General features: G+C 64.5%; 14 protein-coding genes. 11 read left to right on the forward strand and 3 right to left on the reverse strand.

Going from position 1 to position 13,797, the window contains the following annotated elements:
• From L979_RS06885 to L979_RS15855, 10 genes are all read left to right on the forward strand, one after another.
• Window positions 1-361 (forward strand): hypothetical protein (locus L979_RS06885; protein ID WP_047690839.1); only part of this gene is annotated, 361 nt, incomplete at its 5' end.
• A 96-nt stretch (window positions 362-457) separates the two neighbouring features.
• The gene (locus L979_RS06890) at window positions 458-841 is read left to right on the forward strand and encodes a hypothetical protein (RefSeq protein WP_047690842.1); all 384 of its coding nucleotides are present in this window, start codon (window positions 458-460) and stop codon (window positions 839-841) included.
• Window positions 842-1,091: 250 nt separating this feature from the next.
• Window positions 1,092-1,865, forward strand: a complete 774-nt coding sequence (locus tag L979_RS06895) for a type IV secretion system protein (protein ID WP_197052092.1) — start codon at window positions 1,092-1,094, stop codon at window positions 1,863-1,865.
• Between the two features lie 14 nt (window positions 1,866-1,879).
• On the forward strand, window positions 1,880-3,406 hold the full coding sequence (locus L979_RS06900; RefSeq protein WP_156125468.1) for an SCO6880 family protein: 1,527 nt from the start codon (window positions 1,880-1,882) through the stop codon (window positions 3,404-3,406).
• Between the two features lie 43 nt (window positions 3,407-3,449).
• Window positions 3,450-5,066, forward strand: coding sequence for a hypothetical protein (locus L979_RS06905; RefSeq protein ID WP_156125470.1), 1,617 nt, complete (start codon window positions 3,450-3,452; stop codon window positions 5,064-5,066).
• A gap of 18 nt (window positions 5,067-5,084) precedes the next feature.
• Window positions 5,085-6,893, forward strand: a complete 1,809-nt coding sequence (locus L979_RS06910) for a type IV secretory system conjugative DNA transfer family protein (protein ID WP_052209620.1) — start codon at window positions 5,085-5,087, stop codon at window positions 6,891-6,893.
• A 93-nt stretch (window positions 6,894-6,986) separates the two neighbouring features.
• Window positions 6,987-7,316 (forward strand): hypothetical protein, encoded by a 330-nt coding sequence (locus L979_RS06915; RefSeq protein WP_052209621.1) that lies wholly within the window; start codon window positions 6,987-6,989, stop codon window positions 7,314-7,316.
• Window positions 7,317-7,589: 273 nt separating this feature from the next.
• Window positions 7,590-8,474 (forward strand): hypothetical protein, encoded by an 885-nt coding sequence (locus tag L979_RS14550; RefSeq protein WP_052209622.1) that lies wholly within the window; start codon window positions 7,590-7,592, stop codon window positions 8,472-8,474.
• A 74-nt stretch (window positions 8,475-8,548) separates the two neighbouring features.
• Entirely contained in the window at window positions 8,549-9,457 is a 909-nt protein-coding gene (locus L979_RS06925; RefSeq protein ID WP_047690851.1) for a hypothetical protein, read from the forward strand.
• Window positions 9,458-9,736: 279 nt separating this feature from the next.
• A protein-coding gene (locus L979_RS15855; RefSeq protein WP_197052093.1) for an IS5 family transposase occupies window positions 9,737-10,601 on the forward strand; the annotation gives its coding sequence in 2 pieces (ribosomal slippage) (window positions 9,737-10,081 and window positions 10,083-10,601; 864 coding nt in all).
• Here L979_RS15855 and L979_RS15020 read toward each other — a convergent pair.
• Genes L979_RS15020 through L979_RS06945 form a run of 3 tightly spaced genes read right to left on the reverse strand, consistent with a single transcriptional unit; the run spans window position 10,507 to window position 12,895 of the window.
• Window positions 10,507-10,809, reverse strand: a complete 303-nt coding sequence (locus L979_RS15020) for a DUF3817 domain-containing protein (RefSeq protein WP_081993971.1) — start codon at window positions 10,807-10,809, stop codon at window positions 10,507-10,509. The genes L979_RS15855 and L979_RS15020 overlap by 95 nt on opposite strands.
• Window positions 10,806-11,378, reverse strand: a complete 573-nt coding sequence (locus L979_RS06940) for a TetR/AcrR family transcriptional regulator (protein WP_047690855.1) — start codon at window positions 11,376-11,378, stop codon at window positions 10,806-10,808. The genes L979_RS15020 and L979_RS06940 overlap by 4 nt, the downstream gene beginning before the upstream one ends.
• 17 nt (window positions 11,379-11,395) lie before the next feature.
• The gene (locus L979_RS06945) at window positions 11,396-12,895 is read right to left on the reverse strand and encodes an MFS transporter (protein WP_047690869.1); all 1,500 of its coding nucleotides are present in this window, start codon (window positions 12,893-12,895) and stop codon (window positions 11,396-11,398) included.
• A gap of 331 nt (window positions 12,896-13,226) precedes the next feature.
• On the opposite strand from L979_RS06945, the gene L979_RS06950 reads away from it, so the two are divergent.
• A partial coding sequence (locus L979_RS06950; RefSeq protein ID WP_047690857.1) for a recombinase family protein occupies window positions 13,227-13,797 on the forward strand: 571 nt, incomplete at its 3' end.

The raw sequence follows: 13,797 nt of genomic DNA on the forward strand, positions 1-13,797 counted from the left end.
CGGGACCCTGTTTATGGCCGGTGGGAGTGTGTATTCGCTGCCGAAGGCGGCGGCCGAGCAGGTGGCGGCGAAGACCTCGACCACGTGCAGCCAGACCTTCGAGAAGAAGGTCACGGACATGAACGATGCCCGCGACATCGTCAACGCTGATTACAACCTCAGCTCGACGATGAATATCACGATCAATTACTACCCGGACCCGGCTCAGTCGTGCGCTGAGAACACGGTGGATTCGTGCCGATTGGTGCACGTGAAGCTGCTCAGCGGTGTCTCCAACATGAACTCCAACCAGTACAACGGCAAAAACGTGGACGAATGGATCGCCCCAGCCGGTACGTGCTCCACGGGCGACCCCCAGTAACCCACAGGGAGAGTTCCCTCCCGTGTCTCGGCTGCGTTGATTGCAGCGCCGTGACACTTCCCCCTGTTTTTCTTCTTGTTCTGAAAGGACACCGCAATGTTTGACATCACTTCTTTCGCAGCGACGGTGGACGTGGTCCCGCACCTGAGCCACGTTGCCTCCCTGGTCCACATCGGTGCACAGGGATTCGATCCCGGTGTGTCACCGTCGATGGACGGCCCCTTGGCATCCCCGGCACAGAAAATTGCCTCCTGGGTGGTTTCTGCGGTCCTGGTCATCATGGTGGCTGTGATCGCGGTCGGCGCGCTGGTGTGGGCCATTGGGGCCTGGTCAAAGACCCCAGGGGCGAAGACCGCTGGTCTGATCGGCATCGGAATTGGTGTTGGTGGTGCCGTGTTCGCAGGTGCCGCATCCACGATCGTTTACATGGCCACCTCATGGAACCTGTTTGAGCCGCTCACCAACAGTGTGGGTCTCTGAGGGCCCGTGACTGGGTGCTGGGGGTGATGTTGTGATGTCGATGATGGTGATGGCGCCGGCGAATCCGTTGACGGATTGGCTCTCGGACGCCAGCGATTCGGGGTTCAACGCCGCGATTGCTCGCGCGGCAGAAGACTCTTGGACGTTTATGTCGGACGCGTTCGCGGCATCAGATCTCTCCCCGGCCTGGTGGGCTGGTGTGGTGGGTGCCGGTGATGACCCGGGGATGCTGCGGATCCTGACCGTGGTCATGGCGCCGTTGTTGATCCTGCTGGTGGGCTATCAGGCCACCGCCGGGTTGTTCACCGGGAACACGGCAATGATTCTGCGCGCCGGAGGTATGGCGTTACTGGCGTTGCCGTTGCTGCTGGGTTTGGTGACGGTGGTCATGTTGTTTGCCTCGGCTTTTGATCAAGGCACGCAGTTCATTCTCTCGGCCAGTGGTGAATCACAAAATATGGCGGGTTTCATGAAACTCTTCGGATTCGAGTTGAACGATTCCGGTGAGTTCCAGCAAATGAACAGCGAGTACAACGTGTGGCGCGGGGTTGCCGAGAACTCCAGTGGGTTCGAGTTGTTGATTCCGATGGTGCTTTCGTTTGTGATTTGGCTGGCGTCGCTGTTCCTGGGATTCATGATGGCGCTTCGCACCACCGCGCTGGTGATGCTGACCGCGATGGCAGCTGTGGCTGTGTTCGCGTTGTCTTCGGATGCAACCAAGGCGTGGTTCTTCCGGTGGCTGTCGATGGTTTTCGGGTTACTGATTGCCAAACCGCTGTCTGCAGCCGCATTGGTGATGGCGATCAGCGTGTTTAGGTACTCGGCCACGACGGCGCAGCTGTTGGCGGCGCTGGCTGCGGTGATCATCGCAGCGATCATGCCCGTGGCCATGATGGCGCTGTTCTCATTCAGTGCCGTGCAAGCCAGCGGGGGCCTGGAGGCCGCGATGTCTCGGAGTTCCGGATCTTTGATGCGGAACTCCGGGCGCGGTGCCGGTGCGATGACCCGTTTGATTCGCCGCTGAAAGGGGAAGAACTCATGAGTACGACGTCGTCAACGAAAGACGCGGTGGTGGGGGCCCCGTTCCCGCGGAAGGCGAAGAAGGGGGCTGTGTTGTGGATGCCCTGGTCCCAGACCGTGCTGGTTGCAGTGTTCGCAATGCTGGGCGTCTTGGCTGTGGTCCGGGGTCATCTGGGGTTGTGGGTACTCAGCTGGATCGTGATGATCGCTGTGGCGGTCCCGATCGACAACATGCCTGGCTACGCCAAGGTCTGGATTTTCCTGATTGGTCTGTGGCGCAGCGCCCGCGGTCAGAGCGAGGGCGTGGCCCGGCCTGCGACGGCGGAGGAGATCGCGGCTGACCGTGAGGCTGAGGAAGCAGCTGTGGCCGCTGGTGTGGAACCACCGGCTCGGTTGCGGCTGAGCGGTGAGGCAGGCGAGATCCGGCTGTTCACCATGGCGTCCGGGCAGTGCATGGTGTGGGACCCGGTGCACCGCAACGCCACCGTGATCGCCCGGGTCCACGGCACCGGGTTCACGATGGCTGAACCAGAAGACCAGGCTGATGTGTTGGATTCCTGGGCTGCAGCAATCAACGCCCTGGCGGATCACACCGGGGTCGTGGCGGTGCAGGCCAGTGACGTGATGACGGTGCTCTCAGCCGCTCAAGTACGTGAGGCCTACATTCGGCAGGTCGAGGAATCAGAGATCGCTTCCGGGGCCGCTTTGTCACCGATGCTGCATGAAGACATCCTGCAGACCCTTTCCGGTGACCGGGCTCAAACCCACAACGAGGGCCTGGTCTCCATCACGGTGCATCAGGGCCTGGTGAAAGAAGACGTGAAGGAACACGGCGGTGGTGTGGCCGGGTTGATGGAGCTCATGGAGGCCGAGATGACGGAGTTCGAACGATTGCTCTCGGAGGCGTCGGTGACGGTGACGTCCTGGTTGACCACGGATGCGTTGGCTTTGGTGATTCGAACGGCATTCTCCCCGTTCGAGGCCAACGATTTGGCCACGGGCATGGTCAAGGTCTCCGCAGCCACAGCGGGGCCGATGGCGGCGAAGGCGTCGTGGGACAAGATCCGGTGTGAGGGAACCTGGCACCGGGTGATGCGCGTGGATCTGCCGACGCGGACTGTGAAGGCCGGGTTTATGCGACGGCTCAATGAGGCCGGGGACTTTCCGCACGTGGTCACCCAAACCTTTCATTCGGAGGGCATTGCCGCCGGTCTCGCGCGTGCGGAGGCCGAGAACCGCGATGACCTCTCTGCTGACCAGATGCGCGCCTGGGCTGGGCGGGTGAAGGGCCTGGAAGAGCAGGCCATGAGCAACGAGATCGTGGACCACGGCGATCACGCTTTGGCGGGCTACGGGGATGTCAAGTTCCTGACGATGGTCGTGGTCTCGGCCGAGTCCGAGGACGAACTGGAATTGAACACCAAGCAGATGATCTCCGGGGCACGACGAGCCGGCTGTGAGGTTCGCACGTTCTACGGCCAGCAATGGCCGGCATTTCTGGCCGCGGCGCTGCCCTTCGGGCGTGGCCTGCAGGATCGGCGGTGACCTGATGCCACGGATGTCAGAGACAGAAGGCACGTTCCACTCAGTGAGTATTGAACCCGGGTCGGTGACCCGGCGGGAACGACGTGAACTCCGCAGGGCCGGGCAGCGGGCCGGTAAGCACCTGGCCAAGCAATGGGCAGGCCAGGCCGTTTCGAAGGCCTTGGACGGACTGCCCGGGCTGACGTTTCCCCGCGGTGGCCGGCGGGTGGCGCGGAACATGCGTGGGCGGATGCTGCTGCGCCGCCCGGGCTGGAACCGCACCTCCTCGTGGACGTTCGCCTCGGCCTACCCGTGGGTATCGTCCTCGGGGCTGGGGACGAGGCAGTGCTTCGTCGGTTTTCTGGCCGATGGACGGGGCAAGAAGGCCTCGGGGTCGATGTGGACCATGGACCCGTGGGAGTGCTACGAGCAAGGCCTGATCACGGGCATGGCTTGCGTTCTGATCGGCACGATCGGCACTGGCAAATCCACGACGGTCAAGACGTGGGTGATGAACCTGGTGATGGCTGGGCGCCGGGCGATGATCATGTCCGATATCAAGGACGAGTGGGGCCCTGTGGCTCGGGCGCTGTGTCCTGCGGATGTGAACCCGGTGATGACGGTGGGCGGATCCCATGTGATCAACCCCCTGGATCCGGGTCGCCGTCCACGCACGGGAGCGGTGGTTGACCCTGACACGGGGGAGAGCCTGCTGGAATCTGCTGGCGAGGACTGGGGCGAGGACCTGGTGATCGCACCGATGAGTGATGAGCACTGGGTGAAGGCTGTGCGGTCCCGCCGGCAGTCGATCCTGCGCACGATCACCGAGATCCTGGCCGGGCGCCGGTTGACCGGTGATGAGCGTGCTGCCTTGATTGATGGGATCGATGCGGCGGTGTCGGCCAAGGGCGAGGACGTGGCGTCCATGACCCCGGACACGACACCGCAGGTCGCTGCAGCGGCCTCGATCACGATCCCCGATGTGATCCACGCGCTGCGCCATCCTTCGGCCGAAACGCTGGAGGAATCCGGGTCTGCCAGCCGTGAGGTCGCCAATCAGCTTAAAGACATGGTGAAAGGCGACTTGGCGGGCCTGTTCGATGGGCCCTCCACGGTGGAGTTCCGTGACGATGTGCCGATCTCCGTGTTCAACACGAAACCGTTGATGGCTCTGCCCCCGGAGGCGAGGCTGATCGCATCCCAGTGCATCCAGTCCTGGGCGGAGTCGGTGATCACCAACGGCGATGTGCAGCGGGTGGTGGTCTACGAGGAGGGCTGGGAAAACCTGGGTGACATCGCCTCACTGAAGCGCATGGTGACGCAGTGGAAGCTGGCGCGAGCGTTCGGGATCTTCTGCATCCTGATCCTGCACAAGCTCTCGGACCTGCATCAGGCCGGTGATGAGGGTTCCAAGGCCCGGGCGTTGGCCATGTCGCTGCTGGCCGACGCTGACATCCGGGTGATCCACCGCCAAAAATCCGATCAGCTGGAGGCAACCGCAGAATTACTGCGGTTGACCGGGCCTGAACGTGAAGTCATGGGCCGGCTGCCCAAGGGCCAAGCGTTGTGGAAGGTGGCCGAGCTGGAGGGCCGTGTGGTGCGCACTCACCGATCGGAGCTGCAGGCCAGTTTGTTTGACACCGATTCGGCGATGAAGCAACGCACCCGCGTTGCCGCCTAAACAAGGGGGTTATGGGCGATGCAATCCAGGGGCAACGACGTCCTGTTGTACGCACTCGTCGGCGTGCTGGTGACGGTGGGCGCTGCGGCAATGATGCTCAGTTGGGTGGGGCGGGGAATCACCAGTGTGATGTGTGGTGCGCCCTCGGCCCGGACTCACCCGGTGGAACTGGCAGTCGGTTTCGTGAAAGACGGTGCGACGGCGTTCGTGACGGCCGATGGACAGTGCGCGCCTGCCACGTGGGCGGTGATCGCACCACTGGTCGTCGGGTTGGTAGTGGTCGCGGGCCTGGTTGCGTGGGGCGTGGTGCTGTGGCGCAACTGGAAAGAATCCGATGCCTATTTGCTGCGGGATCTTGCCCGGCGTGATGGTGTGGCCAAGGGCCGCGAGGTGAAGATCAAGGCCGGGGAGAAGGCGTTGATGGCCAAGGCCAGTGCTATCCGACCCACCTTGAAGAACCCGCGCCCGGCTGACATTGGGATGTGTTTCGGGCTCTCGTGCGGGTACCCGATGTGGGTGTCTTCTGAGGATTCCGTGGTGCTGATCGGACCACCGCGTTCCGGCAAAGGCTTCTACATCGTGATCAACGCTTTGTTGGATGCCCCCGGTGCTGTGGTCACGACCTCGACCCGTGGGGATAACGTGCGGGCCGTGTGGGAAGCGCGGGCCAAGATCGGGCCGGTGGCATTGTTCGATCCGCAGGGGCTGACGAAACTGCCGACGACGTTGAAATGGGCGCCCCATCAGGGCTGCGAGTCGGTGATGGTGGCCTCCCGGCGGGCACAAACCATTGTCGGGGCCTCGGCGATGGGGGAATCCACCTCGAACCAGGAATGGGCCGGTGTGGCCACCCGGATCCTCACGGGGCTGCTGCACGCTGCGGCCTTGGCCCAGGTGGACACCCCGACGTTGGGTCGGTGGGGATCCACCCCGGGGCTGGCTGCTGCAGCGGTGAAGGTGCTGCGCTCCCACCCGGATTCAGCCCCGGGATGGGCTGAGGCGTTGGATGATGAGCTCAACAGTGACCCCAGGATGCTGCCCTCGAAATGGATGGGCGTCTCAGAAGCCCTGTCACCGTTGATGCTGCCCGAAGTGGCTGCCGTGTTGAACCCGGCACCCGGGGAGGGCCTGGACCCCAAGACCTTCATTGAGCAGAGGGGCACCTTGTTTTTGGTGGGCACGAAAACCGGTGGCGGGGCGGCCGCTCCGATGCTGATGGCGTTGATGGATGAGATCACCGCGGTGGCCCGTGAGCTTGCCATCCGATCCCCGGGGAACCGGTTGTCCCCGGGGCTGTCGTTGATCCTGGACGAGATCGCGAACTTGGCGCCATGGAAAGAACTACCGGTGGTCATGGCTGATGGCGGTGGTGTGGGGATCTTCACCCTGGTCGTACTGCAGTCCCCGGCAATGGCGCGCGCTGCCTGGGGTGATCACCTGGCCCAGCAGATCCTGGACGCTGCCACGGTCAAGTTCCAACTGGGAGGTTCCGGTAACTCTGACGAGCTGCAGGCGCTGGTGACCTTGATAGGTCAACGAGTGCTCAAGGAGACGAACACGACGTGGGCGGATTCCGGGACCAGCCGCAGCCAAACCCAGCGGGAGAAAGACGTGATCACGGTCGCGGAGCTGCGCCGGCTCCCGGTGGGCACGGGGTTGGTGCTGACTAGGACGTCACGGCCGATTGTGGTGACCATGGCGAAATGGGTGGACCGCCCGGAGGCCCCCGAAATCAAAGCCGCTATCGCACGCTTTGACGAACGACTGGCGCAAGCCTTGGTCGATGGGCCTGATCATCTGCCCGAGCCACAGCTGACGGCGGCGTGAGTCGTCATGTCATTACGGAGAAAGACCGGAGCTCGGGCGGCAAGGTACCGGGGGGAATATCTGAGCTCCCCGGCGTGGTGGGAACGCCGCCGGGTGTGGTTCGAGACGGTGGCCGCGGCCGGGCAGGTCGCGGTGTGCCAGGTCTGTGGGGCTGACTATGAGCTCAAGTCTTTGGACTTACACCACACCAGCTACGAGGGCGTGACCCAGGACGGTGAGGGTGCCTGGGTAGCCGGTGAAGCGCACGAAGATCTGATGCCGTTGTGCCGCGAGGACCACGAGATGATCCATCGTGAGTTCGATGTCCGCGGCCGCGATTTCAGAGGCTGGGACCGTCGTCACGCGACGGCGGTGGTGGTGATAAGCCTGCGGCGACGCAGGTCGGATGAAGCAACGACGATGGGAGATGAGTGTGAGTCATGAGGGCAGCAGAACCCCGATCTCAGCGGGTCGATGCGTGGTGTGTTGTGAACCCGGACGGGAAGGTGCGCACCTGGTGCGAATTCAGTGGTCAGGAGAAGTCGTGGCCGTGTGCCCTGCGCACATGGAGTCCATCCGCCGGCGGGTCAGGGAGCAGCACATCACCGAGGAACAAGCACTCACAGACATCATCACTGTCCTCCACCAAGCGTTGGTGCTCCCACCACACGGCGGGAGCACCAACAGTGCAGGGACCCAGACGGGAGGAGACACCCCATGAGTGACATGGTCGAGGGCCCCGGCCCGGAGCCCGGCGAGGACGTGTTGGGCGTGCATGCCGGATCCTTGTGGGGCACGGAACCACCCCCGGACGATGAGGAGACGGCGCCACCGCCGTACGAAGACCCGGCTGTTGCAGGGCTGGCTGCCCAAACTGAGGGCCCGGAAGCGTTGCTGGCGACCCGGTGGCGGGACGTGAAAGCCGAGGATGCTCCGACGGCCTGGGTGTTCCTGCGGGGCTGGGTGGACTGGCTGGTGTTCGCCCACAAGATCCCGGAGAAGGAGATCCCGCGGTGCTGGTACCGGCATACCGAGATCGTGGAAGAACTGTGGGCGGCCGCCGCGGCCGAGCACCAGGCCTGGGAAGCGACCACAGCGTCGATGAACCCGATGACGGCCTGGCATTTCCACCTCTCGATGATGCGCACCCGCCTGGAGGGCAAAGCCCAGGAATGCGTGGCCAACAAGAAACACATCCCAGACGAGGCTTACTCGCAGACTCATGCCCCCGGGGCATTGCTGGTGGATGAGGCTGACTGGGCCAAGCACCTGGCCACGGTCACCGACGTCCAGCCGGTGTTGCCGGTGGCCGATGGCCAGGACATGTCCTGGCGGATGGCAGTGGTCGATGACGAGGGCCTGGTGGTGACCTCCGAGGGTCTGCATCCGGCGGCGGTGGCGGCTACGACGATGGTCACAGTTTCAGCCCCGCGGATCCTGGGACGCGATGAGACCGACGGGGCGGTCTTGCTGGCCGGGGAGGCGACAGCGGGGCAGCGGATCCAAGAGACCTGGTGGGAATACAGCGCCGATGGGATCTCCTGGCACAGGGTCGAGACCTCCCGGCAATCTCACACACGCGGTCACGCAGCGAAGCAGTGATGTGTGTCATCGCCACCGGGCAGTGGTACTGGCGATGACACAGGGACCGAGTCAGGCACGTCAGGAGGAACATCATGGATGAGACCGAGATCATCGAGGGCGGCTGGGAGGCCCTGTTGGAGGCCTTGGAGCTTGCGAAGGTCACGGCGGACGTCGCGATCCGAAACACGCGCCGGTTGTCGCAGTACATGGACTCGAAGCCTCCTAAGAACCGGGAGGAGTGGGCCACCCGCTCCCAGGTCGCGGACAAGGATGGTCAAGAGGTCGGGTGGCTGAGCAATCAGGACGCCCGGCAGATCGACCTCAGCGACCGTTCGGGGCGCGGCGACGTCGGCCTGACAGAGGAGCCTGGGCAGAAGGCTCCGGTGCTCAAAGAACTGGAAGGGCAGTTCTTCGTGGTCACCCGCCCGGCGGGGGTGGGGACACCGGAGGAACTGCAGCCGTTGAACCTGCAGGATGCCCAGGCATTGATCCGTGAGCACCGCCCGGATTTGAGCGTGCGTGAAACACCGGAGGGGTACCTGGAGTTCACCACCCGCTCCCGACTGCAGGCGATGGCCGATCGGGCATCGGAGTTCGTTTCCCGGTTCACCGGGTCCAGCGCAGACGAGGATCAGGCACCGACCGAAACCCTGGAGCCAGTGAGCCAGGCACCTGCAGCACAGCAGCCGGCGGCCGAGAACCCCGATGCCGGTCCTGCACGGGAGGAGAACCAGCCGGCCCCGGTCCCACAGCAGCCGGAGGAGCCGGCGGCGACGCAAGAGCAGCCGCAGCCGCCGGCGGCTGGTAGGCCCATGACGCGGGCTCCGTGGGACACCGACCCGGCGGCCGAGCGTGAACCTCCCCAGCGCAGCGCCGCGGAGGTGTTCGGCTCCGCAGCCCCGTCCCCGGCGGCCCCAGCCTCAGCAGCCCCGAGCGCCGCTGAAGTGACCGCGGCGCACACAGGCGCTCGGACACCGGCCACCGCGACGGCGACCCGGTAAATCCGGTGGCGCTACGTATGCCCCTCACACCGGATGGTGTGAGGGGCATACGTGTGACTTTCGCCGGTAAATGGCGGTGCTTTGTCGCTGCTTCGTGGCGGTCGCCTCAGCTGGTGGTGCTGATGACGAGGGGGCTCTGGGCGGTTTCGATGACGTCGTTGGTGATGGTGTCGAGCTCGTTAATCTTCAGGACCATGGCCACCGCAAGGTGACGGCGGTGATGAGCACTAGGCCGTGTTGCTAAATGATGATCGGGGGCTCGTCGGCGATCCTTGAGACGTGTCGCGAGATGTCATCACGGACGAGGTCTGGGAACTGATCCAGGACGTGTTCCCGCCAGTGCGGACGCGGGGCCGTCCGCCTGTGGATCGACGCACGGTGGTCGAGGCGACCGCATGGCGGTTCCGGACGGGCTCGGCGTGGCGAGACCTGCCCGAGCGGTTCGGGAACTGGAACACGATCTACAAAAACTTCCGCCGATGGGCGAGCGACGGCGTCTGGGAAGACCTGCTCACCCAGGTGCAGAAGCGGGCGGCGCTGGCGGGCGAGATCGACTGGGTCGTGTCGGTGGATTCCTCGATTGCGCGCGTCCACCAGCACGGCGCAACCCTGACTCGGGCCACAGGGGGCCGTGTCGAACTACAAGAAATCCGGGCCCGAGCCTCCTGATCACGCGATCGGCCGGTCACGGGGCGGATTGACGACGAAGATCCACCTCGTCTGCGACGGGCAGGCACGGGCGCTGGCGTTCGTTCTCACCGGCGGGCAGGTCGCGGACACGAGCATGTTCACCGACGTGCTCGACGAGATCCACGTCCCCGGACGCGGCCGGGCGCGATCGAGGCCGGATCGGGTGCTCGCGGACAAGGGCTACCCGTCGAAGAAGAACCGGGCCTGGCTGCGCGAGCGCGGCATCAAGGCCACGATCCCCGAACGCGCCGATCAGATCGCCAACAGGCACAGGCGGCCGGGTCGGCCGATCGACTTCGGCGACGAGCAGCAGGAACGCTACAAGGGCCGCAACGTCGTCGAGAGATGCTTCAACTTCGTCAAGCAGTGGCGAGGACTCGCATCCCGCTACGACAAGACCGCGCGCTCATACGCGGCAGGACTCTGCCTCTCCGCAGCCCTCCAATGGATTTAGCAACACGGCCTAGGGCGAGGTACATGAAAAACATGCCGCCGTGTGGTGCGCCGGAGATCCTGACACCGACGTCGGTCGTGCCCGTCACGTACTTGAGGAACATCCTCGCAAGCAGACCGGCCCAGGTGAAGGTCTCGAGGAAGGCCGCCACGACGAAGGCTCTGGTAGCGGGCGGAAGGCGGTCGCACTGCTGGGTGAGTGCGCTCATTGGTTCGCCTCGTTGCACTGGATTGCGGTTGCCTCCGCGACGGAGCGGGCGAGGTGCTCTGCCAGCGCGGCGCGCAGTTCGTGGGGGAGGGGGACGGCGCCGACGGATTCGCTGAGCCAAAGCCCGTCGGCGGCGAGGTACGCGACCATCTTTTGTAGGGCCCGAGGGTCGGTCGGGTCGATGTTGGCGGGGTTGGGGATCCAGCGGGTGATGACTCGTTTCCACGGTTTGCTGAGCTCGCTGTCGGTGCTCGCTTCGAGCATGAGCAGTAATTCAGGGCCGGTGGCGCTGCGTGCCCTGACTCGGGCATAGGCAGCGAGTCGCTCGTCCTGCGACGCCTCATCTAGGTCTTTGCCGAGCGCGTCGATCATTTCGTCGTCCCAGTGCTGCGCTTGATATTCGTGCAGCGCGAGGATCATGGCGTCCCTTGAGGGGAAGTGGTAGAGCAATCCGCCTTTGGTGAGTCCGGATGCGGCGGCGACGGATTCGTACGTAACGGCCGTGACGCCGTCGGTCTCGACAACGCTGAGGGCGGCCTGGAGGATCGTGTCCCGTTTGCTGGGCCGCATGGGCGGTCCTTTCGTGGTCAGTGCTCGGAGTGCAGCTGTGACTGGGTGCCCGGCAAGTACCGGCGCAGAAGTACCCCGGTGACGAGCGCGCCCGCCGCGAGAACGGCAGCGACGACCAGCATCACGACGAGGTACGCGGAGTCGAAGGCTGTCGCGGCCGCCTGGATGATGTCTGCGTCGCCCTGCGCGACAGCCTGTGCCTCGGCGATGCTGTCACCAGCCGCATCCGGCGCGCCGTCGGGAAGGACGACACGGGCGCTGTAGATAGCCGTGAGCAGGCTCCCAAGCACGGACACGGCGATGAGGCTGCCGAACTCGTAGGAGACCTCTTCCAGGGAAGCGGCCATCCCGGCTCGGCGCACCGGCACGTTCCCGATGATCGCGGTGGAGGCCACCGACATGGCGGCTCCGAGACCGGCACCGGTCAGCAGCAGTCCGAGGACCAGCACGCCGAGGGACGACTGGAACCCGATTGCTGTTACCACGACGCCGCCGGTGGCGAAGGCGAGACCGCCGGTGATGAGCGCGAGCAGTCCGATGCGGTGCAGGAATGCGCCACCCAGGAGCGCTGTCGGCAACGAGCCCACTGCGATCGCGGCAACCAAGAGCCCAGCCTCCAGCGGGCTGAATCCGGCGACCTGCTGGAAGCGTTGCGTGGTGACGAGCTGGATGCCCCCGATCGCGAACATCGCGAACGTCGCGGCGAGCACGCCTGCGCTGAACGCCGGGTTGCGGAAGATGGAGAAATCCAACAGCGGCTGCTCCATACGTCGCTGACGGCGCACGAAGAGCCAGAACCCGATGGCAGCAACGAGCAGCGCAACAATAATGGTCGTTGTCGACGGCGGCGCGTGACCGATCTCCTTGATAGCCACCACCATTCCGACAAGCCCGATCATCGCCAATATCGAGGAGACGGCATCCCATCGCTTCGAGGGGTCCGGGTCGTTGGCCGGGCGGATCAGCCAGGTAGCAACCAGCGCCAGCACCACCACGGGCACGTTGACGAGGAACACCGAGCCCCACCAGAAAAACTCAAGGAGTGTGCCGCCGAGAATCGGGCCGAGGGCAAACCCTACGACCGACAGGCTGCCCCAGACCGCGATGGCGAGATTCCGCTCGCGTTCAACCGTGAAATAGGTGCGGATCAGCGCAAGGGTGGCCGGCATCATCGCTGCCGCACCGACAGCGAGCACAGCACGCGCCGCGATCAGGACCTCGGGCGTAGGGGCGAAGGCAGCGAGCAGCGACGCCAGTCCGAAGATCACCAGACCGACGACGAACATCCGCGTGTGGCCGATTCGATCACCGAGGGTTCCGCTACCCAGCAGCAGGCCCGCCATTACCAAGGGGTAGGCGTTGATGATCCAGAGGCTCTGCGTGCTCGAAGCCTGGAGATCCTCGGTCAGTGTCGGCAGTGCCGCGTAGAGAATCGAGTTGTCGATGGTGATCAGTAGGAGCCCAGCTCCGACCGTCACCAGCAGCGACCAGCGTCGCCGTTTCGTCATCGTGGACATGCGCGTCTTCCCCTCGTAGTGAACGGCATAACTGTACCGGATGGAAGGTATAGTTATGACAACCACGAGAGAGACTCGCGTCACTCGCTGCGCATGGCGTGCTGGCGACCAAGCCTCAAGGGTTTCGAGCGGAGGCGGGGCACTTCGATGTAGGTAAGGCCGGGCGATCTGGTGCCTCATTTGGGTATAGGTTGATTAGACGTTCAGCGCGCGGTTGGCCTCAGGTTCATTCCCTGCGTGAATGGGCACCCGGAAGTGTCTCGCTAAGTCGTCTCGACGAAAAGCGCCTCAGGGTGGTGACTTCCAGGACTTTCTGCACCATGCTGGGGGTATGAGGCAGCTGGGATACACCCGAGTGAGTACGGCAACTCAGGATGCGCAGCTGCAAGTCGATGCGCTGGTGGATGCCGGGGTGCAGAAGCGGGACGTGTTCTCGGATGTGACCTCGGGTAGCCGGACCGCGATCGAGCGACCGGGGATGAAGCGGCTGCTCGACTACGCCCAGGACGGTGACACCGTGGTGGTCTGGCGTATCGACCGGCTCGGCCGGTCCCTCATCGATGTCCTGAACACGGTCACGCTGCTACGCGGGCAAGGCGTGAAGATTAGATCGGTCTCGGACGGAATCGACCCGGAGACGACGTCGGGCCGGATGATGATGGGCATGCTCGCCACGTTGGCCGAGTATGAGCGCGAGCTGATCACCGAACGTGTCAATGCCGGGATCGCCGCGGCGAAGCAGAACGGTACCCGCTTCGGCCGACCTCCGGTCGACCCGGCCGTGGTCGCAGAGAAGCTCGACATCGCCGCCGATGCGCGCGCGAAGGGCCGCACCGCCGAAGACGCCGCCCGACTCGTCGGCTGGTCGCGGGCGACGCTGTATCGCCACCAGCAGGCGGCCC

This window comes from Kocuria sp. ZOR0020 (assembly GCF_000800955.1).
Classification (GTDB): domain Bacteria; phylum Actinomycetota; class Actinomycetes; order Actinomycetales; family Micrococcaceae; genus Kocuria; species Kocuria subflava.